The 23350-nt window shown below is 67.3% G+C and carries 21 protein-coding genes; 9 read left to right on the forward strand and 12 right to left on the reverse strand.

All coding sequences use genetic code 11. The features are described from left to right. The first annotated feature begins 39 nt into the window (after positions 1-39). Positions 40-510: a response regulator gene (locus tag AB4Z46_RS10175; RefSeq protein WP_442283366.1), complete on the forward strand. Its 471-nt coding sequence runs from the start codon at positions 40-42 to the stop codon at positions 508-510. Here the strand turns inward: AB4Z46_RS10175 and AB4Z46_RS10180 are convergent. Then, the gene (locus AB4Z46_RS10180) at positions 477-1289 is read right to left on the reverse strand and encodes a Crp/Fnr family transcriptional regulator (protein WP_442283367.1); all 813 of its coding nucleotides are present in this window, start codon (positions 1287-1289) and stop codon (positions 477-479) included. The genes AB4Z46_RS10175 and AB4Z46_RS10180 overlap by 34 nt on opposite strands. A gap of 365 nt (positions 1290-1654) precedes the next feature. Between AB4Z46_RS10180 and AB4Z46_RS10185 the strand changes: the two genes are divergently transcribed. Genes AB4Z46_RS10185 through AB4Z46_RS10200 form a run of 4 tightly spaced genes read left to right on the forward strand, consistent with a single transcriptional unit; the run spans position 1655 to position 6520 of the window. Beyond that, positions 1655-2302, forward strand: a complete 648-nt coding sequence (locus AB4Z46_RS10185) for a response regulator (protein WP_442283368.1) — start codon at positions 1655-1657, stop codon at positions 2300-2302. A gap of 56 nt (positions 2303-2358) precedes the next feature. Next, positions 2359-3804 (forward strand): DUF3300 domain-containing protein, encoded by a 1446-nt coding sequence (locus AB4Z46_RS10190; protein ID WP_442283369.1) that lies wholly within the window; start codon positions 2359-2361, stop codon positions 3802-3804. A 12-nt stretch (positions 3805-3816) separates the two neighbouring features. Then, a complete protein-coding gene (locus tag AB4Z46_RS10195; RefSeq protein WP_442283370.1) occupies positions 3817-4752 on the forward strand; it encodes a DUF2950 domain-containing protein in 936 nt (311 codons plus the stop codon). A gap of 1 nt (position 4753) precedes the next feature. Next, positions 4754-6520, forward strand: a complete 1767-nt coding sequence (locus tag AB4Z46_RS10200) for a SulP family inorganic anion transporter (RefSeq protein ID WP_442283371.1) — start codon at positions 4754-4756, stop codon at positions 6518-6520. On the opposite strand, the gene AB4Z46_RS10205 is transcribed toward AB4Z46_RS10200, so the two are convergent. From AB4Z46_RS10205 to AB4Z46_RS10255, 11 genes are all read right to left on the reverse strand, one after another. Beyond that, positions 6505-8211: a SulP family inorganic anion transporter gene (locus AB4Z46_RS10205; RefSeq protein ID WP_442283372.1), complete on the reverse strand. Its 1707-nt coding sequence runs from the start codon at positions 8209-8211 to the stop codon at positions 6505-6507. The two genes, AB4Z46_RS10200 and AB4Z46_RS10205, sit on opposite strands and share 16 nt — an antisense overlap. Further along, complete coding sequence (locus AB4Z46_RS10210) at positions 8192-8761, reverse strand: GNAT family N-acetyltransferase (protein ID WP_442283373.1); 570 nt, start codon at positions 8759-8761, stop codon at positions 8192-8194. Before AB4Z46_RS10210 ends, AB4Z46_RS10205 begins: the two co-directional genes overlap by 20 nt. A gap of 2 nt (positions 8762-8763) precedes the next feature. After that, positions 8764-9645 (reverse strand): polyphosphate kinase 2, encoded by an 882-nt coding sequence (gene ppk2, locus AB4Z46_RS10215; protein WP_442283374.1) that lies wholly within the window; start codon positions 9643-9645, stop codon positions 8764-8766. A gap of 56 nt (positions 9646-9701) precedes the next feature. Next, positions 9702-10718 (reverse strand): hypothetical protein, encoded by a 1017-nt coding sequence (locus tag AB4Z46_RS10220; RefSeq protein WP_442283375.1) that lies wholly within the window; start codon positions 10716-10718, stop codon positions 9702-9704. A gap of 20 nt (positions 10719-10738) precedes the next feature. Next, a complete protein-coding gene (locus AB4Z46_RS10225) occupies positions 10739-10993 on the reverse strand; it encodes an RNA-binding protein (RefSeq protein ID WP_442283376.1) in 255 nt (84 codons plus the stop codon). A 91-nt stretch (positions 10994-11084) separates the two neighbouring features. Further along, positions 11085-11774 carry a lipid-binding SYLF domain-containing protein gene (locus AB4Z46_RS10230; protein WP_442283377.1) on the reverse strand — a complete coding sequence of 230 codons (690 nt, stop codon included), beginning with the start codon at positions 11772-11774 and terminating at the stop codon, positions 11085-11087. A 58-nt stretch (positions 11775-11832) separates the two neighbouring features. Beyond that, on the reverse strand, positions 11833-12060 hold the full coding sequence (locus AB4Z46_RS10235; protein WP_442283378.1) for a YMGG-like glycine zipper-containing protein: 228 nt from the start codon (positions 12058-12060) through the stop codon (positions 11833-11835). A gap of 17 nt (positions 12061-12077) precedes the next feature. Continuing rightward, complete coding sequence (locus tag AB4Z46_RS10240) at positions 12078-12461, reverse strand: hypothetical protein (protein WP_442283379.1); 384 nt, start codon at positions 12459-12461, stop codon at positions 12078-12080. A 42-nt stretch (positions 12462-12503) separates the two neighbouring features. Beyond that, positions 12504-13928, reverse strand: coding sequence for a TolC family protein (locus AB4Z46_RS10245; protein ID WP_442283380.1), 1425 nt, complete (start codon positions 13926-13928; stop codon positions 12504-12506). Continuing rightward, entirely contained in the window at positions 13928-15148 is a 1221-nt protein-coding gene (locus tag AB4Z46_RS10250) for an HlyD family secretion protein (RefSeq protein ID WP_442283381.1), read from the reverse strand. Before AB4Z46_RS10250 ends, AB4Z46_RS10245 begins: the two co-directional genes overlap by 1 nt. Then, the gene (locus AB4Z46_RS10255) at positions 15148-15735 is read right to left on the reverse strand and encodes a DUF3302 domain-containing protein (RefSeq protein WP_442283382.1); all 588 of its coding nucleotides are present in this window, start codon (positions 15733-15735) and stop codon (positions 15148-15150) included. Before AB4Z46_RS10255 ends, AB4Z46_RS10250 begins: the two co-directional genes overlap by 1 nt. A 202-nt stretch (positions 15736-15937) precedes the next feature. Between AB4Z46_RS10255 and AB4Z46_RS10260 the strand changes: the two genes are divergently transcribed. The 4 genes from AB4Z46_RS10260 to potE are packed head-to-tail and all read left to right on the forward strand — an operon-like array spanning position 15938 to position 23348. Continuing rightward, positions 15938-17314, forward strand: coding sequence for a DcaP family trimeric outer membrane transporter (locus tag AB4Z46_RS10260; protein WP_442283383.1), 1377 nt, complete (start codon positions 15938-15940; stop codon positions 17312-17314). Between the two features lie 31 nt (positions 17315-17345). After that, positions 17346-19607 (forward strand): Orn/Lys/Arg decarboxylase N-terminal domain-containing protein, encoded by a 2262-nt coding sequence (locus AB4Z46_RS10265; protein ID WP_442283384.1) that lies wholly within the window; start codon positions 17346-17348, stop codon positions 19605-19607. Between the two features lie 13 nt (positions 19608-19620). Beyond that, positions 19621-21984 (forward strand): ornithine decarboxylase, encoded by a 2364-nt coding sequence (gene speC, locus AB4Z46_RS10270; RefSeq protein WP_442283385.1) that lies wholly within the window; start codon positions 19621-19623, stop codon positions 21982-21984. Positions 21985-22016: 32 nt separating this feature from the next. Continuing rightward, positions 22017-23348, forward strand: a complete 1332-nt coding sequence (gene potE, locus AB4Z46_RS10275) for a putrescine-ornithine antiporter (RefSeq protein ID WP_442283386.1) — start codon at positions 22017-22019, stop codon at positions 23346-23348. The last annotated feature ends 2 nt before the right edge of the window (positions 23349-23350 follow it).

Raw genomic sequence — 23350 nt, forward strand, 5'->3', positions numbered from 1 at the left:
CGCTGCAGAAATCCGGCCCATTCGACGCAATCATTGAGCATGCGCATCTCGCAGGGCTTCGATCCCGTGCAACATGAGTCCACCTCCATGAGGAAACGCGAGCGAGGTGCAGAGGTGAGAGTGCTGCTGGTCGATGATTCCGTGGCAATACGGCAGAGCTTCGGTGCGCTGTTGGCGAACGCGCCGGAAGTCGAGGTCGTCGGCTGCGCGGAGGACGCCGCCACGGCCTTGGCGGCGCTGGCTTCGAACCGGCCGGATCTCATTGTTCTGGACGCCAAACTGCGCGGGCACGATCGAGGCATCGATGTGCTGCATCACGTCAGGCGGCATTACCCGGACATCAAGGTCGTCGTGCTTTCCCAGTTCAACTGGGCTTCCATGCGCAAGCGCTACATCGACGCCGGCGCTCTCGCCTACTTCGACAAGGCGACCGAGTTCCGGCAAGCGAGGGACTGCATCGCGGCGCTTTCGCTCTCTCAGGCCGCACAGGCCTCCAGTCCGAAGCCGTGAGTCCTCGCCTTGGCGGGCGCCCGCGTGCCTTGGGCGAAGCGCTGCAATGCGCCGAAGTCGAGAATCTCCACCCGGCGTTGTTCCACCTTGACCAGGCGCAAGGCCGCCAATGCCGCGAACGAACGGCTGATGGTTTCGTGCGCGACGCCCAGGTAGCTTCCGATGTCGCGACGCGTCATCAGCAAGCGGAGGGATCTGGCGGATTGGCCGGACGTCGCCATGCGCTGCGACAGATGCATCAGGAATCTCGCCAGCCGCACTTCGGCCGCCACGGCCGCCATCATGTCGGCCAACTGCGTCAGATCGTGCATCGCGCTGCCCACGGCACGCATCACGCCGCGATAGAACGCCGGCAGACTCTGCGCCAGCGCATAGAAGTCGGGCAATGCGATGGCATACACGCTCGCGTCTTCCAACGCGACCGCGGCCATGAGGTGGCAATCCCCGGACAGGGCGTCGCAGCCCAGCAAGTCGCCGCGACGCGCGAATCCGATGACCTGCTCGTAGCCGTCCTGGGCGGTATGAAAGGCCTTGAAGGTGCCGGCGCGCACCACGTAGATGGACGTCGCCGGGGCTCCTTCGAAGAACAGCGACCCGCCGGCGCGCAGACGGCGCACGGTCAGCGGGGTGTCCGGCGGTTGCTGGCCCTCGCCGATGGGGACGCCGAGGAGATCGAGCATTTCGTGCAGGGCGGCGTGCTCGCTTCGCTCGATGCCGGCAAGCCGCGTGGGATGGGCCGCGATACAGGACTGCACATCAGGCACGGGAACGGTATGCATCGAGATGCTCCAGGTTCGAGACGACGGACAGGCGTCAGCGGCCGAGCGAAGCTTGCGCCCGATCCGTGCTGCTTGAACATAGGATCGACACTTCCTGATGGGGCGGATTCTTCGTTGAAGCCTGGGACTTTTCCTGCGCCAATTTAGGAATAGTCCGAGTCTCGACGGAGAGGTCGCTCGTTGACTGCTCCAGCGCCTTCGTATCGTCGACGGCTTGATCTTCGCCGAAGGAAAGGCGACCATGGCCCCATACGCCGCCTCCGAACAGGACATGGAATGCATGAAACGACGCCTTGGGGACGAACGCCAGATGCCGGGTGGCGCCGGTGACGGCGCCGCTTCGGCCACCCAGGCCGGCACTTCGAATGCTTCTGGTGGACGATCACACGATCGTTCGGGAAGGGCTTAAGCGCGTGCTCGATCCGCTGGCCAATGGCTGGGAATTGATCGAGGCGGTCACGGGTTTCCAGGCGCTTGAACTCCTGCGGGAGAACGCTTGCGACCTGGCCCTGGTCGACCTGTCGATGCCGGGAATGACCGGCCTGGAACTGGTCCGGCGCATCAAGGCCGAGTTCGCGGGGGTGCGCGTGCTGGTGCTGAGCATGCATGCGGAAGAGCAATATGCGCTGCGCGCGTTCAAGGCGGGCGCCGACGGCTATGTCACCAAGGACGTCGCCGCGACGGAGCTGGTCGGGGCGGTGCGCAGGGTGGCCGCAGGCGGCGCCTACGTCACCGCCAGCCTCGCCGAGGTGGTGGTGCGGCAGCTCAACGGGTCGTCCGAAGCTCCGCGGCACATGCTGCTGACGGACCGCGAAATCGAGGTGCTGCAACGCATCGCGGCCGGGCAGCGCCTCACCGAGATCGGCGAGGCGCTCCACCTGTCGGTCAAGACCGTCAGCACGCACAAGACGCGCATTCAGGAGAAACTACATGTTTCAAGCACGGCCGAACTGATACGCTACGCGCTGGAAAACCGCATCGACGGTCCTGCGTGCCTTCAGGTTCACCCCTAGCCGTCCGCCAGGATCGGATCGCCATTGAACTTCTGCCCTCGATGAAAGGAGGCGACATGCGTGCCCTAGCCGTCCGACTGACGCGCGTCCTCGTGCTCGCCGCCTCCCTGTTCTCGGTGCTGGTGGGTGCGCAGCAGGCGCAGACCTTTTCCAGGGAACAGCTCGACCAGATGATGGCGCCCATCGCGCTGTACCCCGATTCGCTGCTGTCGCAGGTGCTGATGGCCGCGACCTATCCCGCGGACGTGGCCGATGCCGCCAAGTGGTCGAAGGCGAATCCGAACCAGAAGGGGGATGCGGCCCTGAAGGCCGTCGCGAACCAGCCCTGGGACCCGAGCGTCCAGTCGCTGGTGGCCTTCCCGCAGGCGCTGCAGATGATGGGCGACCAGCCCGACTGGGTACAGAACCTGGGCGACGCCTTCCTCGCCTCGTCCAAGGACGTGCTCGACTCGGCGCAGCGGCTGCGCAGCCAGGCGCAGAAGGCGGGCAGCCTGAAGAGCTCCGAGCAGCAGAAGGTCATCGTCGAGCAGGAGCCGCAGACGCAGCAGACCGTCATCAAGATCGAGCCGGCGAATCCCGAGGTCGTGTATGTGCCGGCCTACAACCCCGCGGTGGTGTACGGCACCTGGCCTTACCCGGCGTATCCGCCGTACTACTACCCGCCGGCGCCTTACTACTACCCCGGCGCCGCGCTCGCGACCGGCATCGCATTCGGCGTCGGGGTGGCCGCCACGGCCGCGCTCTGGGGCAACACCAATTGGGGGGGCGGCAACGTCAACGTCAACGTCAACCGCTACAACAGCGTCAACACGAACCGGCAGCTCAACGCCAGCCAGACGAACTTCCAGCACAACGCGGCCAATCGGCGCGGCGTTCCGTACCGGGATTCGGCGAGCCAGCAGCAGTTCGGGAAGAACGTGGCCGGCGCCAATCAGCGCGCCGACTATCGCGGACGCGAGACGGCGGCGCAAGGTGGAGCGCGCGATGCGCAGCGCCAGCAGGCCCAGGCCCAGCTGCAGCAACGCGGCATGGATCCGGGCCAGGGCCGCGACCAGCTTCGCAACGATCCGGCGACGCGGGAGCGCGCGCAGTCGGCGGCGCAAGGCGGCGCGGGTCGCGACCGCGGCGGGCAGGGCCCGGGCGGTGGCGGCCTCGGCTCGGGTGACCGCGGGCCCGGCGGCGCGGGTGCCGGCGCCGGCGGACGAGGCGGTGGCGACAACGCACTGCGAGGCGCCGGCGATGCCGGAAACCAGGCGCGCCAGCAGGCGAGTCGCGGCGATGCCAGTCGCCAGTCGATGGCGCAGAGCCACGGCGCCGGTCATGGCGGCGCAGCGCGCGCGAATGCAGGCGGAGGCTCGCCTCGCCCGAGCGCGGGTGGAGCCGGCGGTGCGCGCCCGAGTGCCGGCGCAGGAGGTGCACGCCCGAGCGCGGGCGGTGGCGGCGGTGCCCGAATGGGTGGAGGCGGTGGCCGCGGCGGCGGGGGCGGGGGCCGGGGTCGCTGACAGGAGACACACATGGCGCAATCGACACCACTCCAGCGCATCGGGACCACGTTCCTGAACGCCACATCCTTCAAGACCTTCGCGGCGGCCATGGCGATATCGCTCTCGCTCGCCTCCGGAGCGTCGTTCGCGCAGCGCGCCTACCCGACCCCCGATGCGGCCGCGGAGGCGCTCGTCGATGCCATTTCGCGCGTCGACAGCAACGCCTTGAGCACCGTGCTCGGCCCCGACTGGAGGCGCTTCGTTCCGGCCGCCGGCGTCGACGCGGAAGACGTCTACGACTTTCTCGGCGCCTGGGCCAAGCGGCACCAGGTCATCCTGGAGGCGCCGGGCAAGGCGGTGCTCGCGGCCGGCGAGGGCGACTGGACCTTGCCGGTGCCGATCGTGAAGAGCGCCGCCGGCTGGCGATTCGACCCGCGCGCCGGCGCCGAAGCCATGCGCAGCAGGCGCATCGGGCGCAACGAACTCGCCGCCATGCAGGCCGCACTGGCGTACTTCGACGCCCAGAAGGAATACGCATCGAAGGACCGGGACGGCAACGGCGTGCTCGAGTACGCGCAGAAGTTCGCGAGTTCGCCCGGCAAGCACGATGGCCTGTACTGGCCGGACGCGAGCGGGCAGGACCAGAGTCCGCTCGGGCCGCTCTATGCGGGCCAGAAGTCCGGCGAGGGCTACCACGGCTATCACTTCAAGATCCTCAAGGCACAAGGCAAGGATGCGCCGGGCGGTGCCTACGACTACGTGATCGGCGGCCGGATGCGAGGCGGATTCGCGCTCGTCGCATGGCCCGTGCGCTACGGAGAAACGGGTGTGATGAGCTTCCTGGTCAGCCACGACGGCACCGTGTACGAGAAGGACCTGGGGCCGGGCAGCGAGGCCGCCGCGCGCGCGCTGGCGCGCTTCAATCCGGATTCGAGCTGGCGCAAGGTGAGCGTGCCTGGACACTGAGGTGAATCCCGCTCCCGGCGACAGTGAAGGCGCATCGCCGCTTCGCTGGCTTCCGGGCTGGCGCACGCTGCGCTCCTACGAGCTTGCCTGGTTGCGCCACGACCTGACCGCCGGGCTCGTGCTGACCACGATGCTGGTGCCCGTCGGCATCGCCTACGCCGAAGCGTCGGGCGTGGGCGGCATCTACGGCCTCTACGCGACCATCGTTCCCCTGCTTGCCTATGCGTTGTTCGGGCCCAGTCGCATCCTGGTGCTGGGCCCGGATTCCGCACTCGCGGCCTTGATCCTCGCCGTCGTGGCGCCGCTCTCCGGCGGCGACCCGCTGCGCGCGATCGCACTCGCGAGCGCGATGGCGATCGTCTCCGGCGTCGTCTGCATCTGCGCCGGCCTGGCGCGGCTCGGCTTCGTGACCGAGCTGCTGTCGAAGCCGATCCGCTATGGCTACATGAACGGTATCGCGCTCACGGTGATCGTCAGCCAGATGCCGAAGCTGTTCGGTTTCTCCGTCGAGGGCGAAGGTCCGCATCGGCAAGCCTGGGAGTTCGTGCAAGGCCTGCTGTCCGGCAAGCCGAATCCGACCGCCCTCGTGATCGGCGCCGGCACGCTGGCGGCCATTCTTGTCCTGCAGCGGCTGCCGCGCGTACCGGCCGTTCTGCTCGCGGTCGTGGGCGCCACGGTGGCCGCCGGTGTGCTCGACCTCGCCACCCGCGCCGGCATTTCGGTGCTCGGCGCCATGCCGCGGGGCCTGCCGACGCCGACCCTGCCGATCATCGGCATGGACGACATCGCACCGGTTCTGCTCGGGGGCCTGGCCGTGGCGCTGGTGTCCTTCGCGGATACGAGCGTGCTCTCGCGCGTGTACGCGGCGAGGATGCGCACGACGCCGGCACCGAACCAGGAAATGATCGGCCTCGGCGTCGCCAACCTGGCGGCCGGCTTCTTCCAGGGCTTGCCGATCAGCAGCAGCGCGTCGCGCACACCGGTGGCCGAAGCCGCCGGTGCGCGCACCCAGCTCACCGGCGTGGTCGGCGCCCTTGCCATCACGGCGCTGCTGCTGGTGGCACCGAACCTGTTGCAGGATCTGCCCAGTGCGGCCCTTGCGGCCGTCGTGATCGCGGCGGCCATCGGTCTCATCGAAGTCGCCGATCTGCGTCGCATCTATCGCATCCAGCAGTGGGAATTCTGGCTGTCGATGGTCTGCTTCGCCGGCGTTGCACTGTTCGGCGCGATCCCCGGCATCGGCATCGCGGTCGTCATCGCGGTGATTGAATTCCTCTGGGACGGCTGGCGCCCTCATTCCGCCGTGCTGGGGCGGGTCGACAGCGTCGAGGGCTATCACGACACCAGCCGCTATCCGCAGGCCAGCCGCATTCCGGGCCTGGTGATGTTCCGCTGGGATGCGCCGCTCTTCTTCGCGAACGCGGAGCTCTTTCGCGACCGTGTGCGTGCGGCGGTGGCGAGTTCGCCGACGCCGGTGCGCTGGGTCGTCGTCGCGGCCGAGCCGGTGACGAGCGTCGACGTGACCGCCGCCGACATCGTGGCGGAACTCGACGACAGCCTGCTCGCCGAGGACATCGAACTGTGTTTCGCGGAAATGAAGGATCCGGTCAAGGACAAGCTCAAGCGCTTCGGACTCTTCGCGCGCCTGGGCGCCGAGAGCTTCTACCCGACGCTCGAAGAGGCCGTGCGGGCCTACTTGCGCAGCCACCCTGTCGATCGGGAAGAGCGGGAAGGCGAAACCCCGCGGCCGGGTCAGACGGAGGCTTGATACCGGGCTATGGCCTGGTCCACGCCCATGAACATCCGTTCGCGGCCCAGCGTCTCCCCGAGCGGCGAGCGCTGCACCATCGCCAGCACGCCCGGGTTGAGACGTGCGAGCCACAGCACGATGCCGTCGCCGCGCAGCTTCTTCTCGCCCTCGGTCAGCATCTTGAGCGCGGTGTACTCGAGATCGAACACGCCCCCCATGTCCAGGACCACGACCTTCGGCCGGGCCGTCTCGATCAGCGCCTGCAGCTTGTGTCCGATGCGCTGCGCGTTGGCGAAGTAGATGCGCCCCTCGGGCCGAAGCAGCAGCAGGCCGGGAAAGGTCTCGTCTTCCGGATGCGCGTCGCTGCGGGGCCGCAGCACGTTCGTGCCGGGCTTGCGCCCCAGCACATAGAGGGGTGGATCGGACATCTGATAGGCCAGCGCCACGAGCGACACGATGATCGCGGCGACGATGCCTTGCAGCGTCCCGAGCAGGACCACGCCCACCAGCGCCACCAGCGCCCAGACGAACTCCGTGCGCCGCACCCTGATGATGTCCCGGAACTCCACCGGCTTGATCAGGCCGACCGAGTAGACGATCACCACCGCCGCCAGCGTGGCGTTCGGCATCAGCCCGATGAAGGGCGCGAGGAAGAGCGCCGTGCCCAACGCCGCCGCCGCCGTGACCAGGGACGCCAGCTGGGTGCGTGCGCCCGCCAGGCGGTTGACGGCCGTCTGCGTGGTGCCGCCGCCGGCCGGCATCGCGCCCAGCAGCGCGCCGCCGACGTTCGCGAGGCCCGTCGCCAACAGCTCCCGATTGGGCTGCGGTACGGCCTCTCCGCCGCGGAGGAAGGCACGCCCTGCCGCGACCGTCTCGGTGAAGCTCATCAGCGCGATGCCCATCGCCGCCGGCCACAGCTGCACCAGCAGGTGCAGGCTCGGCGCCGTGAACGGCGGCAGGCCCGTCGGCACGGTGCCGACGGCCGAGACCCCGTAGCGCTCGAGGCCCAGGAACTTCATGGCGGCGATCCCGCCCGCCACGGCGATCAGCGGAGCGGGCGCGCGCGGCGTGAAATGCTCCATCGCCACGAGGACCAGCACCGTGATCGCACCGACGGCCAAGGTCGGCACGGACGTTTCCGGACTGGCCTGCACGATGGACAGCAGGTTCTCGAAGAACCCGCCCTTCTGGATGTGGATGCCGAGCAGCTTGGGAAGCTGGTCCACCACGATGACGATCCCGATGCCGGCCTTGAACCCGACGAGCACCGGCTCCGAGATGAAGTTGGCGACGAAACCCAGCTTGAGCACGCTCGCCAGCACCAGGATGACGCCTGTCAGCAGGGTCAGCGTGGCGGCGGCCGTGGCGAGATCGGCCGGGTTGCCGTCCGCGGCGACGGCCCCGAGCGCGGTCGCCGTCAGGATGGCCAGCGTCGTGGTGGTGCTGACGCTGAGAGGACGCGAAGTCCCGAGCAGGGCGTAGATCGTCATCGGGACGAACACCGTGTACAGCCCGACCTGCACCGGGAGTCCGGCGATCGTCCCGTAGGCGAGCGCCTTGGGAATCACGACCGCCGCGGCGATCAGGCCGGCGACGACGTCCGCCGTGAGCCAGGCGCCCTGGTAGCCGAGCATCCAGTCGGGCAGGGGAAGGTGCAGGCGGCCGTGCGAACGACGCGCACTGCGAGGCTCAACCCGGTGCTGCTTCATGGCCTTGCCCGAGCACGCGCCTCACCATCCGCACGGTGGCGTCGCCGGGAACCTGCGATTCCTGGAACCCGAGTCGCTTGGCGAGTCCGCGCATCGGCGCATTGGTCGACAGGACATAGCCCTCCATGCAGCGGAAGCCGTGCGCCTCGGCCGCCGCCACCAGTGTCTCCATCAGTCGCGGCGCCAGGCCCTGGCCTTGCCAGCCGTCGACGATCGCGATGGCGAACTCGCAGGTGTCGCTGCCGGCGGCCGAGGCGTAGCGCGCGCCGCCGATGATGGACTCGCCCGAGCCCTCTGCGGCGACGGCGACCAGCGCGAATTCCCGCTCGGGAACCGGGTGGGTCGCCGCTTCGAGCATGGTGTCCGGAAGGTCCCGTACCGTGCCCATGAAGCGCGTGTAGCGCGAGTCCGTCGACATGTGGCCGATGGCGGCCTGGAGGGCCTCCTTGTCCTCGGGCAGGATCTCGCGCACGGTCACGCGCCGGCCGTCGCGCAATGGCAGCGTCGCCGGAAGGGCGGGCGGCGGCGGGAGATCGGCCGGGTCCTGCACGGCTAGTACACCTCGGGGACGTACCTGATCGGGTGATCCACCTCTTGGTAGTCGCCGCGCCCCTGCCGCTTCGGCAGCTTGACCTTTTCGCGCGGCGCGGATTCATGGGGCACGTGCGCCAGCAGGTGCTTGATCAGATTCAGGCGCCCGCGCTTCTTGTCGTCGGAGCGCAGCACGAACCACGGGGCCGTCGGCAGGTCGGTGGCCGTGAACATCTCGTCGCGGGCGCGCGAATAGTCGAACCAGCGGCTGTAGGACTTGAGGTCCATGGGCGACAGCTTCCAGATCTTGCGCCCGTCCTCGATGCGCGCTTCCAGACGGCGGGTCTGCTCTTCGGGGCTGACTTCGAGCCAGTACTTCAGCAGGATGACGCCGGAATCGATGATCGCCCGCTCCACCGGGGGAACCGCAGCGAGGAACGCCTTCGCCTGCGCCTCGGTGCAGAACCCCATGACGCGTTCCACGCCGGCGCGGTTGTACCAGCTGCGATCGAAGATCACGACCTCGCCCGCGGCCGGCAGATAGCTGATGTAGCGCTGCAGGTACATCTGCGACTTCTGGCGCTCGGTCGGCGCCGGCAGTGCCACGACGCGAAACACCCGGGGGCTGACACGCTCGGTGATGGCCTTGATGGTGCCCCCCTTGCCCGCACCGTCGCGCCCCTCGAAGATCACGCAGACCTTGAGGCCCGCATGCTGCACCCACTCCTGCAGCTTGACCAGTTCGACGTGGAGGTCCCGCAGCGCCTTGTCGTATTCCTTTCTCGACATCGGCTCGTCCGGCGCAGGCTTCGCGTCGCCTTCGTGTCCTTGCGCTTCCTGCGCCTGGGCTTCTTCCTTGTGGGTCGGCTTTCCGTGGTTGTGCTTCTTTTCGCTCTTCGACATCGCTGCCTCCATCGGTTGATTGAAATCCAGTCGGCGCCTGCGCTGGCGGCCTCGTCTCACAGAAGCCGCGCGGCTTCGTCCAGCAGGTTCCTCGGCTTCGGCACATCGACCCGGGCCACCCGCACCAGCGCGAACGCGCGCTCGCGCGGCGGGTCGCCCGGGACCCTGGCGATCTCCAGATCGAGCGTGTGGCCATCGTCCGCACCCTGCTCCGGGAGCACGACATTCATCCGGCTCAGGCGCAGGCTCCTGGCGCTGACGTGGATCAGCGCGCCCGCGTCCGCGAACACCTCGCACACCCGATCGAGCTGGCGGTCCAGCGCCTCGGAACGCGAGCCCAGGTTCTGGAGTTCCTTGTCGTTCTCTTCCAGCTGGACGCGAAGGCGTGCCAGTTCGCCGGTGTCGACCTCGCCGCCGCCGCCAAGCACCGATTGCATTCCCACGCCTTGCCGCTCGAGCAGCCGCAAGCGGGCCGCGACCAGCGCGCGCTCCTGCTCCAGATCGTCCCGGCGGGAGGTGTCCGCGGCCATCCGCGCGAGCCCTTCGATCGCCAGCTGGTCGACCATCCGGCGCCCGATCTCCTGCCTGAGTTCGGCGTCCGAAGGTGCGCAGATCCTGATCTGGTGATCGCTGAAGCTCAAAGTCGTTTGCGCAACATCCGAGCGCGTGACATCGCCTTCCTGTGCAACGCCCAGCGTGCGGCGTTCGTTCATTGCCATGCCGAGCACGGCAAAGGCCTCGTTCAGGCCCGGCTGCTGTTCGAAGAAGGTGTAGAGCTCCGTCGAACGGCCGAGCGCGGGCCCGACATCGTCCGCAGCCCCGAAGAACGCCCGGACGTAGGAGTCGGCAGCCCAACTCGCCGGGCTCAAGGCGCGTGGCGAGGGGAATGCCGCCACGAGTTCGCGCAGGTGAGCCGCCGCCTTCGCGATTGCCGATGTCAAGCGCGCTTCGTGGCCCTGCGCCAGTCGCAGGCGTGGGCTCAGGCCGACGACGCGCGCCACCATCCGTTCGACTTCCTCGTCCCGCGGCGCGTGCTTGCGTTTGTCGCCAAAAAGGCGGCCGATGATTCCCATGGCGGGCTCCTCCTGGAGGATCAGGCGAAGTCGTCGCTCAGGATCTGCGCGCTGATCCGTCCCTTTCTCCAGAACATGTCGTGGATCCTTTCCTTCAGCTTGTGAAGCCCGTCGGGATGGACACCACGGAAGGTGAGCAGCACCGCAGGCCGCGAGCCGTCGCCCTCGACATGCTGGATCTCGTCGAACTCCGGAAAGCCGTACTTCACCAGGAAGGCCTTGACCTCGTCATCGGTCGTGCCCGCTTCGATATTTCCCAACAACAGCCGTGCCATTTCGAATCTCCTTGCGGACTGACTTTGCTACGCCAAGATGTGAACGCCGCCGCTGACGTTCAACATGTCGCCCGAGGGCGAGCCGGCGGCACTACTTCGCGGCCTTCTTCAACGCCGCCCGCAGGCCCGCGGATGCCGGGCTGCTGACCTCGTGCTTTGCCAGGATCTCCAGCGGCGTGACCGGCTTTCCGTAGTAGGCGGCATTGAGCGAATCGCGCACGTCGATCACCGAGCCATCCACCGCCAGACCCGCGAATGCGCCCTTGACCATCGAGAAGGCGACGAAGTCGGTGTTGAGTGCGGCGCTGGCGCCCATGCCCGACTTCCAGACCGCCACCGACGCATCGCCGCCGAGCTTGACCTTGCTCGTATACAGCGAGTCGAGCGCCTTCTGGCTGTGCACCAGCATCACCATTTCTGCCGACGACGCGCCGGCCTGGAACCCGAAGCTGGCCGAGCCCATCGTGTAGAAGGCCGGGCCGCTCCAGCTTCCGGTTTTTTCATCGCGCACCATCAGGACCCCGGAGCCTCCCGAGCCGCCGAGCACGAAGCCCGCCTTGAGAATCTGCGGGAAGATCAGCACGCCCCTGGCCTTGCCGAGGGCAGCGCCGAACTCGGTGAAGTCCTTGCTCTTCGAGAAGGCGTTGACCGTGGCCTGCGCCTTCTGGACGAGCGCCTTGGCGTCGGCGTCATCGGCTGCCCGGGCCGGCAGGCTGCCGAGCACTGCGGCCAGGGTCAGTGTGCCGACAGCGAACGAAAAGTTTCTGCGGGTCGTGTTCATCGCGATCTCCTCGGTGGGTGCCGTCAGGGACGACGTTGTTGCAAACTGTCGGGCAGCTTCATTGCTGCTGCTTGCTGCCCTTGATGTTGCCGGCGACACCGCCGGCCACGGCACCGATGGCCGCACCGGTCCAGCCACTGCCGCCGGAGATGGCCGCGATGCCGGCGCCCGCCGCGGCACCGATGGCCGCGCCGCTTGCCGTTCCCTGTTGCTGTGGTGTCATGTTCGTGCAGCCGATCGCGATCACGGCGGCTCCGATCGACACGATGAGTCCGATGTGCTTCATGGCTTTCTCCTTGAGGCCTAGTTCTTGAGACCGGGCACGACCATCTCGAACCAGATGGTTTCGATGACCGGGCGTTGCAGCCGGTCCGGATGCGCGGCATACCAGCGGTCGAGTCCGTCGCGCACGGTGTCGAGCGTCTGTCCCTTGAGCCCCTTGACTGCCCTCGGGATGATGGTCTGGCTGTCAGGCGGCGCATTGCCGGCGTTGTAGGCGCTCTCTATCTGGATCACGTTGGCGACGCCGATCAGGTAGACCTTCTTCAGTTGCTCGTTCGATCGGGTCCAGTGCTCACCCGTGATCAGGGGCACCTCCTGCGCGCGGACATTGCCGCCTGCCAGCACCGCCGCGAGGAGCACCGGGACGATCGTCAGGTGCCAACTCAAACTCAGTCTCTTGGTCATCATTCACCTCCATAGGAGTCGTTGAACGCTCGCTCCGACTCATCATTCGGTACAGCATGGCGGAGCTGCCACTGCCATGGCCGGCAGGTCGAATCCGCCGCCCAAGGCCAGAACGAGGTTGGCGCGTTGTGCCAACTGCTCGGCCTGAACACGCAGTCGCGAGGTCCGCACCGCATAGAGCGCGAGCTGACTCTGCTCGACCGCACGCAAGTCGACGGTGCCGACGCGGTACTGGACCCGGGCCAGTTCGAGCGCCTCTGCACTGTCGCGAACGGTCGCCGCGAGGATGGCGTCGCGTTCGCGCAAGACCGACTCCGCGCCCAGGGCGTTCTCGACTTCGCCGAAGGCCTTCTGCCCGGCGCGCGCGTACTCGGCAACTGCCTGCTTCTGCTCGGCCGATCGGATCTCGACCTGCGCGCGCAACGCGCCGCCCTGGTAGAGCGGCGCGATCAGGTTGGCGCCGAGGCTCCAGACCGGGCTGCTGACGTCCTTCAGGACGATCAGATCGCTGGACACGTTGCTGCCGCCCGCCGTCAGGCTGATCCTGGGAAGCTGTGCCGCCTTGGCCTCGCCGACACGGTCGAAGGCGGCGGCGACGCGGCGCTCCGCCGCCACCACGTCGGGCCGTCGCTCCAGCAGCTCCGACGGCATGCCCACGGGCAGTGGTGCGGGCGTCGGCGACAGGCGGTCCGCGACCGCGATCTCGGCCGCCGGATAGCGGCCGAGCAGGAGTTCGAGCGAACGGCCCGCCTGCTCGCGCGCGAGCTCGACCTGCTTCAGCGTGTCGCGATAGGTGCCCACGTTCGCGCGTCCCTGCGCAACTGCCTGCGCGTTGCCGTTGCCGACCCGCAATCGATCGTCGGCCATCCGAAGCAGGGTCTCCGACGAGCTCAGGGCATCCTGCGCGATCACGCGCTGCATCTCGGCCTCGACCGCCAGGAACCAGGCCTTGGCCACCATCGCCGCCAACGATTGCCGCGCGTACGCGTAGTCGGCCTCGGCGGCCGCGGACTGTTCGCGGCTCGCCGCCCGTCCGTAGCGCAGGCGGCCCCAGACGTCGAGTTCCAGCGAGGCGTTCAGGAAGATCCCGTCCAGACCCCCGCCACCGCCCGACTTGCCGCCTCCCAGGCCGAGCACCCCCACCGAAGGAAGCAAGGCGGCCGACGCCACCTTCACGTAGCCGGCGGCTTGCTCGACCCGAGCCGCGGCCACCCTCAGGTCCGCGTTGTAGGCCAGGGCTTCGTTGACGAGCGCCGTCAGCGCAGGTTCCTCGAAAGCCGCGAGCCAGCCATCGGCCACCGGCGCCGCGACGCCCCCGCCCGCCCTGAATGCAGCGGGTGCCGGCGCCTGGGGCAGCACCTCCTTCTGGAGATCGGCTGTCGTCGGCGGGGCCTTGAGTGCACAGCCGGCCACCGCGGCTGCCAAGGCCGTAAAGAGGATCCCTCGATGAAGCGACGGAGTGCGCATCAGTGCAATTTCAGGACAAGGTAGTTGGCGATCGCGCCGACACGAAGAATCACCATGCGCACGATGTGGATCGCGGCGCCGTGCTCCGTGTAGATCGCGCCCTGGCCGTCCGCGCCGGCGGCAAGGAACAGCGCGCTGTCTTTTTCATCGACGAGCAGCTTGACCGGGAAGCGCCCGGGCACCTGGGGGTAGGCGCCGGTCTGCGGCAGCGTGCCCGACTGCGGCACCTGCCCCTGGCCCTGGGCCCAGACGATGGAGTCGACCTTGGCCGCAATCACGCGGCCGGGGTAGGTCCCGAGCGTGAACTCCGCCAGGTTGCCGGGCTCGACCAGCCGCAGTTCGTTCTGGGCGTAGAGCGCGATGACCTGGTAGGTCTCCTCGACGAAACTCATCGCCGGCACCAGCGGTACCGCCACCACGTAGGAGCCCGGCCGCAACTGGACGTTGATGGCATAGCCGTCGGCCGGCGCGAAGACGGCGGTCTGGTCGAGGTTCCACTGTGCATTCCCGAGGTCCGCGCGGCTGATGTCGACCTGCGCCTTGGCGGTTGCGAGCTGGGCGCGCGCCGCCGCGACGGAGGCTTGCTCGCCGTTGACCTGCCCGGAGAGCTTTTGCGACACCTGTGCCTCGTTGGCCGCGGCCGTCGCGAACTGGCCCTGCAACTCGGCCAGCGTCGACTCTGCCTGCTCCAGCGCGAAGCGGTCGCCGGCCCCGGTCGCCACCAGTTCCCGGTTTTGCCGGACCCTCATTCGTGCAAGCTCGAGTTTCGGCTGCAGCGCCCTGACCTGTCCGGTGCTGGCCTTGAGTTGCTCCTGCAGTTGCCGGGCGCCGGCCGAAGCGTCGACCAGGCCCGCACCCGCCTGCGCGAACTTGGCTTCGTCCGCGGCCAGCCTCCCCTTGGCCGCATCCAGTTCGTTCTGGTACTGGGTCGGGTCGATCCGGAACAGCAGCTCACCCTTGCGGACCAGGCGATTGGGCTCGACCGGCACCTCGAGCACGCGCCCCCGCACCTGCGGCACCACCTGCACCACATACTTGATGACCCGCACATCGGCAGAGGATGGGGCGACGACGTTGAGCGTCAGGACCAGCGCGGTCAGGGCGACGATCGGAATGATCACCACCGTGACTTGCGTCGTGGTGTTCCAGGGCAGCCACTTCAGCTTGATGAAGAAGAGCCAGACGAAGAAGGCGTAGATGCCGAGCAGCAGTGCTTCCATCAGGCACTCGCATTTCTTGCGGCGACGGTGTCGCCTTCGAGCCTTGGCGTCGCGGCGGCGAGGCTGCCGCGCAGCAGCTTGAGGTCGGACGTCAGCGTTCCCTTGGCATCCATCGCGTCGAGTTCCTCGCGCAGGTGCGCAATTTCGTACGCGAGCAGTTCGCCATTGAGGGCCCTGCGGCCCTGTTCATGGAAGTAGTCCTCGTGCTTCTCGGTGCCGTACGCCGACTGGTAGCCGATCGGCTTCACGAAGGCCCAGAGCCAGGCGATTGGCCACAGCATGCCGCCGAAGACCAGCGACAGAAGACACAGTGTCTTGATGGCGTCCCGCTGGGGATGATGCCGCTTGTGGGCGATCTTCTCCGGCATGACGTGCACCAGCCAGAACAGCACGATCCCGGCAATGGGGACCACGACGATGATGAACCACGCCAGGCCCGTCGCCGCGGAAGTCATCATGTCGTGCGGGAGGAACGAAGCGCTCGCCTCGAAGGGCGCTGCGAGCCCGATCCCGCCGATCCAGGCGGACACCAGTCCCGGGGTTCGGCGCTTCGGCGTCCCTTCGGCTTGTCTTGGCGCGGAATGCATGGCTGGCTCCTGTGCGAGGCGAGGTCGACCTGCGCCGCGGCGATGCAGCAAATGCTAGAGAAGTCGCGACACCTCCAATTGAGAAATATCAAGTGCCGGCGAGGAAAAAAAATGCGCGGCGATTGATTGATGTCAATCGGAACGTCGGCCACGAAGCGGAAACTTGTCTCGAAGTGCCTCCCACTGAGAGCAAGGAGACGACATGAATCGACCCACGGCCGTCGCTACTCTCGCATTCGCACTGTGCGGCCCGGCGCACGCCCAGTCCAACGAGGAACTCAAGGGCCTGCTGGAACAGGCGATGAGGACGATCCAGGATCTGCAGGGTCGAGTGACGGCCCTGGAACAGAAGAAGGAGCCGGCCCCCGCTGCCAGTGCGCCGGCCGTGGCGGGCGCACCTTCCGCACCTTCCGCGCCCTCCGCGCCCGCCGCATGGGCGCCGGTGGTCTCGGTGGGCACGCGCGGCATGGACGGCGCGCCGGACGCGGACAAGGCGCGCGTCGAGTTCTACGGCCAGGCGATGTTCGACGCCATCTATGACTTCAAGCGCATGAATCCCGACTGGAACGCCACGATGCGGCCGTCGCAGATTCCGGTCATCTGCCCGGGCTCGCCCGGCTGCGGAAAGGACGGCGCAACCGTCCTCAGCATCCGCCAGTCGAGCCTCGGCTTCAAGTCGTTCATCCCCACGTCGTACGGACAGATCAAGACCGACCTGAGCTTCGACCTCTTCGGCACCAACGGCAGCACCCAGGTCCACTGGCTCAACGCCTGGGCCGAGCTGGGCATGTACGGCGCCGGCCAGACCTACTCGAACTTCATGGACATCGACGTGTTCCCGAACACCATCGACTACTGGGGACCGAACGGGATGGTCTTCGTGCGCAATCCTCAATTGCGCATCTCGCCCTACGACAAGGACGGCCTGCGCGCGGCGTTCTCGCTCGAAGCGCCCAACTCGGCACTCGATACCGGCAGGATCAACCGGATCGACCCGGCGCTCGGCGCCAGCATCACGGGCTGGAACCGCGCGCCGGACGCGGTCGCCTCGCTCAAGCTCGAACGCGACTGGGGCCACGTGCGCTCCGCCGCCATCGTGCGCCAGGTCGGCTTCCAGAACCCGGCCGCACCGGACGGCAACCCCTCGGGCACGAAGACCGGATACGGCCTGAACCTCAGCGGTGCCCTCAACGCCTTCGGCAAGGATCGGCTGAGCTGGCAACTGGTCGGCGGCAGGGCGATCGCCAGCTACATGAACGACGGCGGCGTCGACCTGGCGCCGGGAACCGATCTGCGCGCCGAGACCGTGCCGTCGGTGGGATGGCTGGTCTTCTACAACCACTACTGGAACGACAAGTGGAGCAGCTCCGTCGGCTACAGCGAACACCGCCAGAACAACACCGGCGGACAGCTCGCCACGGCCTTCCGCAAGGGCAGCTACTCGTCGGTCAACCTGCTCTACGCGCTCGAGAAGAACCTCCTGATCGGCACCGAGTTCGTGTGGGGCCGGCTCGAGAACAAGGCCGGACTGGCGGCGGACGACTACCGCCTGCAGTTCTCGACGAAGGTCACCTTCTGACCCCTTTCCCACCCACTCAACGGACAAGCCCATGCAGTTCAAATCGACCTTTCCGATCCTGATTGCACATCGCGATGTCGGCGCGCAGAGCGTTGCAGGTGTGCGCCTGCGGCAGATTCAGCATGAGCTCGAACAGGGTGGCTGGAAGACAATCGCGGTCAACAACGAGTCCGATGCCGGCATCGTCGCCGGCGCGCATCGCGGGCTGTCGGCGATCGTCTTCCGTGTCGATGCGACGAAGGGAGATCCGGCCGCGGGCAAGCGGCTCATCGAGCTCATGGAAGCGGTGCACCAGCGCGCATCGGCCCTGCCGATCATCGCGCTGGGCGAGACGGCCACCTTCGAGGGCAAATCGCCGAAGGTGGTGCAGGCGCTGCGCAACCTCCACAGCATCCTCTACCTGTACGAGGACACGGTGTCCTTCCTGGCTCGCCAGATCATGCGTGCCGCCGAGGACTATCTCGAGAACCTGCTGCCGCCGTTCTTCAAGGCGCTGACACGCCATGCGGAGCGCTCGGCGTACTCGTGGCACACGCCCGGACACGCCGGTGGGGTCGGATTCCTGAAGACGCCGGTGGGCTACGCGCTGCACGAATTCTTCGGCGAGAACACGGTGCGCTCCGACCTGTCGATCTCGGTGCCCGAACTCGGTTCGCTGCTCGACCACACCGGGCCGGTCAAGGAGGCCGAGGCCTACGCGGCGCAGGTCTTCGGCGCCGACCACACCTACTTCGTGACCAACGGCACGTCGACCGCCAACAAGATCGTCTGGCATTCCATGGCGGGGCGCGACGACCTGGTGATCGTCGACCGCAACTGCCACAAGTCGCTGCTGCACTCGCTGATCATGACCGGCGCGACGCCGATCTACTTCACGCCGGCGCGCAACGACTACGGGATCATCGGCCCGATCGGCCTGGACCAGTTCTCGCCCGAATCGATCCGCAAGAAGATCGCCGCCAGCCCGATCGCGCGCGGCGCCAAGGGCAACGTGCGCATCGCCGTGGTCACCAACTCGACCTACGACGGCCTTTGCTACAACGCCGAGAAGATCAAGGCCGAGGTCTCCGACCAGGTCGACGCGCTGCATTTCGACGAGGCCTGGTACGCCTACGCGGCCTTCCACGAGTTCTATGCCGGCCGGCACGCGATGGGCGTGCCGCGCGGCCATCCGCGGGCCGACCACACGCTGGTGTTCGCCACCCAGTCGACGCACAAGCTGCTGGCTGCGTTCTCGCAGGCTTCGATGATCCATATCCAGGAATCGGACAAGCGGAAGATCGACACGACGCGCTTCAACGATGCCTTCATGATGCACGGCTCGACCTCGCCGCACTACGGGATCATCGCCTCGCTCGACGTCAGCTCCGCGATGATGGAAGGCGCGAGCGGACGCTCCATCGTGCAGGAAACGCATGACGAGGCGATGCACTTCCGTCATGCGCTGGCGGCGATCGGCGAGAACTTCAAGCACCCGGACTGGTGGTTCAAGGTCTGGCAGCCCGAAGGCCTCGATCTGGACAAGTCGCCGCAGACGGACGACTGGGTGCTCGAGCCCAAGGCCTCCTGGCACGGCTTCGGCAACCTGGCCCGCGACTACGTGATGCTGGACCCGATCAAGGTCACGCTGCTCACGCCCGGCCTGGGCAAGGGCGCCAAGCTCGGCAAGACCGGCATTCCGGCCGCGGTGGTCAGCAAGTACCTGTGGGAGCGCGGCCTGGTGGTCGAGAAGACCGGGCTCTACAGCTTCCTGATCCTGTTCTCGCTGGGCATCACGCGCGGCAAGTGGAGCACGATGGTTGACGCGCTGGCCGACTTCAAGAGCGACTACGACCGCAATGCGGCGCTGGCGAAGACGCTGCCGAGCGTCGCCGCGGCAGGTGGCCATGCGTACGCCGGCTGGGGCCTGCGAGACCTGTGCGAGGCCCTGCACACCTGCTACCGCGACAACGACACCGCGATCGCCATGAACGCGATGTACACCGAGCTGCCGGAGCCGGCGATGAAGCCGTCCGATGCCTACGACCGGCTGGTCCACGGCGGCGTGGAGCCGGTGCCGATCGAGGCGCTCAAGGGCCGCATCGCCGCGGTGATGGTGGTGCCCTATCCGCCGGGCATCCCGCTGATCATGCCCGGCGAGCGCTTCGTGACCGACTCGATCATCGAGTACCTGAAGTTCGCGCGCGACACCGACGACCGCTTCCCCGGCTTCGAGGCCGACATCCACGGGCCGCGCTACGAGATCGACAAGGCCGGCCACAAGCGCTGGCTCGTCGATTGCGTCAAGGAATAGGAAGGGGCCCGCCATGATCCCGCGTTCCGTCAAGGCACCCACGATCCCGATTCCGTTCCACCGGCTGCTGAAAGTGGTGGCGGTCGTCGATCGCCACAGCCCGCAGACGCAGCAGCTGATCGACCACATCCGGGCCGAGAACTACGAAGTCGAGGTCTGCGACAGCTTCGAGCGCGATCTCTCCGAGGACGCCTCGGTCGGCGCCTACATCGCCCTGGTCGACGGCGAGCATCGCGACGCGGCGCGTTCGGCGGCGCAGGCGGTGCGCGCGCTGGGCTTTCGCACGCCGCTGTGGGCGCTGGCGGACTCGCACCGCATCGCCGATGTCGCCGTGTTCGGCATGACGGGGGAGGTCGACGGCTACATCTACCTCGGCCAGCAGACGCCGGCCTTCTACGCCAAGCAGGTGATCGCCAGCCTGGTCGACTACGGCATGTCGCTGCTGCCTCCGTTCTTTGGTGGGCTGATGGCCTACGACTCGGCGGCCAACATTGCCTTCGACTGCCCCGGGCACCAGGGCGGGCAGTTCTTCCAGAAGTCGCCGACCGGGCAGATCTTCTTCAAGTACTTCGGCGAGAGCATCTTCCGCAACGACCTGTGCAACGCCGACGTCGACCTGGGCGACCTGCTGATCCACGAGGGCGCCGCGCTGCAGGCGCAGAAGGAGGCGGCCAAGGTGTTCGGCGCCGACCGCACCTACTTCGTCCTCAACGGCACCAGCACCTCGAACAAGGTGGTGACCAACGCGGTCCTCAAGCGCGGCGACCTGGTGCTGTTCGATCGCAACAACCACAAGTCGCTGCACCAGGGCGCACTGGTCGGTGCAGGCGCCATTCCGGTCTTCCTCCCGACGGCGCGCAATGCCTTCGGCATGATCGGCGCGGTGGACTGGGAGGCCTGGGACGAGGCCTACCTGCGTGAGCGGATCCGCCAGAACCCGCTGGTCAAGGACCCGGAGCTGCACAAGGCCGAGCGGCCCTTCCGCCTGGCCTGCATTCAGCTCGCCACCTACGACGGCACCATCTACAACGTGCGCAAGGTGCTCGAGAAGATCGGCCACCTGTGCGACTACGTGCTGTGGGACGAGGCCTGGATCGGCTACAACGCCTTCCATCCGCTGTTCGAGGACCACAGCCCGATGCGAGTGACCGACCTCGGGCCGCAGATGCCGGGGCTGTTCTCGACCCAGTCGGTGCACAAGCAGGGCGCGGGGTTCTCGCAGGCCTCGCAGATCCACAAGCGCGACGAGCACATCCACGGCCAGCGCCGGTACATCGAGCACAAGCGATTCAACGAGTCGTTCCTGATGCATGCCTCGACCTCGCCGTTCTACCCGCTGTTTGCGTCGCTCGATGTCAACGCCCGGCTGCACGCGGGCAAGGCCGGCGAGATGCTGTGGGACCGCTGCATCGACCTCGGCATCGAGGTGCGCAAGAAGTTGCGCGAGTTCGGCCGTCACTACGAGAAGGTCGGCCGCGGCGCGCAGGAGCAGTGGTTCTTCGATCCCTTCGTACCCGACCGCGTCACGGTGAGCCGCTCGCGCTTCGCCGCCGATGCCAACGACGTCGCCTGGGAAGACCTGCCCACCGAGCTGATCAAGCACGAGCAGCAGTGCTGGAACTTCCACCCCGAAGGCCGTTGGCATGGCTACCAGGGCTATGCGCCGGGCTACGTGATGGTCGATCCGAACAAGCTGACCTTGCTGACACCCGGCATCGACCGCGCCACCGGGGACTACCTCGACTTCGGCGTGCCGGCCACCGTGGTGGCCAACTTCCTGCGCGAACAGCGCATCGTGCCCGAGAAGTGCGACCTGAACAGCATCCTGTTCCTGATGACGCCGGCGGAGGACGAAAGCAAGCTCAACACGCTGATCGCCAAGCTGGTCAAGTTCAAGAACCTGTGGGACGAGGACGCACCGCTTTCGGAGGTGCTGCCCACGCTGTATGCCGCGCACAGCCAGCGCTACGCCGGCTACAGCCTGCGGCAGGCCTGCAACGAGATGCACGACTTCTATCGCACGCGCCGGGTCAAGGACCTGCAAGGTCGCTGCTTCCGCGGCGAGTGCTTCCCCGAACTCGCGATGTCGCCCAAGGACGCCTACGAGGCGCTGGTGGACAACAACGTGGACTACCTCCCGCTCGACCAGGTCAGGGGCCGCATCTCGGCCACGCTGGCGCTGATCTATCCGCCCGGCATCGGCGTCGTGGTGCCGGGCGAGCGCTGGGACGAGCGCGCGCAGCCGATGCTCGACTACTTCCTGGCCTTCGAGGAATCGTTCAACCGCTTTCCGGGCTTCAACTACGAAGTCCAGGGCGTGTTCCAGGAGAAGGTCGAGGGCCGCATCCGGTTCCACACCTACGTGGTGCGCGAGTGACTGCGCCATCTCTCAACCCAGGAGACAACGCCATGGCAGACCCGAAGAAGAAGATGAGCGTGACGCAGCTGACGTTCATCGTCACGGTGAACATGATGGGCTCCGGCATCATCATGCTGCCCGCCAACATGGCGCAGGTCGGCGCGATCTCGCTGCTGTCGTGGATCGTGACGGCGATCGGCTCGCTGGCCATCGCCTACGGGTTCGCGCAGGCGGGGATCTTCAACCAGCGCACCGGCGGTCTGGCCGCCTATGCCGAGGAGGCCTATGGCAAGGACGGCTACTTCCAGGTCTTCTTCCTGTACTTCATCTCGCTCGCCATTGCCAACGTGGCGGTCGCGAGTTCGGCGCTGGGCTACCTGGCGGCATTCTTCCCGGTGCTGTCGTCCACGCCGGCCATCAGCTGCGTGAGCGTGATCGCGCTGCTCTGGCTGACCACGGTGGCCAACTTCGGCGGGCCGAGCCTGACCGGGAAGATCGGCTCGATCACGGTGTGGGGGGTGATCCTGCCGGTCGGCTTCATCTCGGTCGCAGGCTGGATCTGGTTCAGCGGCCAGACCTTCACCGCGGCCTGGAATCCCAAGGGCCTGAGCCTCTTCGAAGGCATGGGTTCGAGCATCTCGCTCACGCTGTGGGCCTTTCTGGGCATGGAGTCGGCCTCTCAGAACGCATCGGCCGTGGAGAACCCCAAGCGCGACGTGCCGCTGGCCTGCATGTTCGGCACGGCCGGCGCTGCGCTGGTCTACATCCTGTCGACGACCGTGATCCAGGGCATCGTGCCCAATGCCGAACTGGCGGCGTCGACCGGCCCCTTCGGCCTGGCCTACGCGAAGATGTTCACGCCGGCGATCGGCTCGATCGTCATGGCCCTCGCCGCCATGGCTTGCGTGGGCTCGCTGCTCGGCTGGCAGTTCACGCTCTCGCAAACGGCCAAGGACGCGGCCGACACGCGGATGTTCCCGGCCATTTTCGGCAAGGCCAATTCGATGGGCGCGCCGATCGCGGGCATGGTGATCATGGGCGTGGTGCAGTCGGTGATGGCGCTGTCGACCATCTCGCCCGACCTGAGCAAGCAGTTCGCGGCGCTGGTGAACCTGGCCGTCGTCACCAACGTGGTGCCCTACATCATCTCGCTGTCGGCGCTGTTCGTGATGATGCGCAATGCCAAGGTGGAGCCGGCCGTGTACCGGCGCAACGGCATCGTCGCCGTCGTTGCGATGCTGTACTCGGTCTATGCGCTCTATGCCGCCGGCAAGGACGCGGTGATGGGCGGCATGCTGGTGATGGCCATCGGCTACATCGTCTGTGGCTTCATCGCGCCGCGCTTCCGCGAGATGCGCGCCTCCACCGACCGCCCGGCCTGAAT

It is taken from the genome of Variovorax sp. M-6 (assembly GCF_052114385.1).
GTDB lineage: Bacteria > Pseudomonadota > Gammaproteobacteria > Burkholderiales > Burkholderiaceae_C > Variovorax.

Coding starts and splice junctions, on each gene's coding strand:
- AB4Z46_RS10225 (WP_442283376.1), bottom strand. CDS start 10,993: ATGGCACGGCTGTTGTTGGGAAATATCGAAGCGGGCACGACCGATGAC.
- AB4Z46_RS10245 (WP_442283380.1), bottom strand. CDS start 13,928: ATGCGCACTCCGTCGCTTCATCGAGGGATCCTCTTTACGGCCTTGGCA.
- AB4Z46_RS10220 (WP_442283375.1), bottom strand. CDS start 10,718: ATGGGAATCATCGGCCGCCTTTTTGGCGACAAACGCAAGCACGCGCCG.
- AB4Z46_RS10205 (WP_442283372.1), bottom strand. CDS start 8,211: ATGAAGCAGCACCGGGTTGAGCCTCGCAGTGCGCGTCGTTCGCACGGC.
- potE (WP_442283386.1), top strand. CDS start 22,017: ATGGCAGACCCGAAGAAGAAGATGAGCGTGACGCAGCTGACGTTCATC.
- AB4Z46_RS10235 (WP_442283378.1), bottom strand. CDS start 12,060: ATGAAGCACATCGGACTCATCGTGTCGATCGGAGCCGCCGTGATCGCG.
- AB4Z46_RS10185 (WP_442283368.1), top strand. CDS start 1,655: ATGCTTCTGGTGGACGATCACACGATCGTTCGGGAAGGGCTTAAGCGC.
- ppk2 (WP_442283374.1), bottom strand. CDS start 9,645: ATGTCGAAGAGCGAAAAGAAGCACAACCACGGAAAGCCGACCCACAAG.
- AB4Z46_RS10175 (WP_442283366.1), top strand. CDS start 40: ATGCGCATCTCGCAGGGCTTCGATCCCGTGCAACATGAGTCCACCTCC.
- AB4Z46_RS10240 (WP_442283379.1), bottom strand. CDS start 12,461: ATGACCAAGAGACTGAGTTTGAGTTGGCACCTGACGATCGTCCCGGTG.
- speC (WP_442283385.1), top strand. CDS start 19,621: ATGATCCCGCGTTCCGTCAAGGCACCCACGATCCCGATTCCGTTCCAC.
- AB4Z46_RS10265 (WP_442283384.1), top strand. CDS start 17,346: ATGCAGTTCAAATCGACCTTTCCGATCCTGATTGCACATCGCGATGTC.
- AB4Z46_RS10230 (WP_442283377.1), bottom strand. CDS start 11,774: ATGAACACGACCCGCAGAAACTTTTCGTTCGCTGTCGGCACACTGACC.
- AB4Z46_RS10180 (WP_442283367.1), bottom strand. CDS start 1,289: ATGCATACCGTTCCCGTGCCTGATGTGCAGTCCTGTATCGCGGCCCAT.
- AB4Z46_RS10260 (WP_442283383.1), top strand. CDS start 15,938: ATGAATCGACCCACGGCCGTCGCTACTCTCGCATTCGCACTGTGCGGC.
- AB4Z46_RS10190 (WP_442283369.1), top strand. CDS start 2,359: ATGCGTGCCCTAGCCGTCCGACTGACGCGCGTCCTCGTGCTCGCCGCC.
- AB4Z46_RS10195 (WP_442283370.1), top strand. CDS start 3,817: ATGGCGCAATCGACACCACTCCAGCGCATCGGGACCACGTTCCTGAAC.
- AB4Z46_RS10255 (WP_442283382.1), bottom strand. CDS start 15,735: ATGCATTCCGCGCCAAGACAAGCCGAAGGGACGCCGAAGCGCCGAACC.
- AB4Z46_RS10250 (WP_442283381.1), bottom strand. CDS start 15,148: ATGGAAGCACTGCTGCTCGGCATCTACGCCTTCTTCGTCTGGCTCTTC.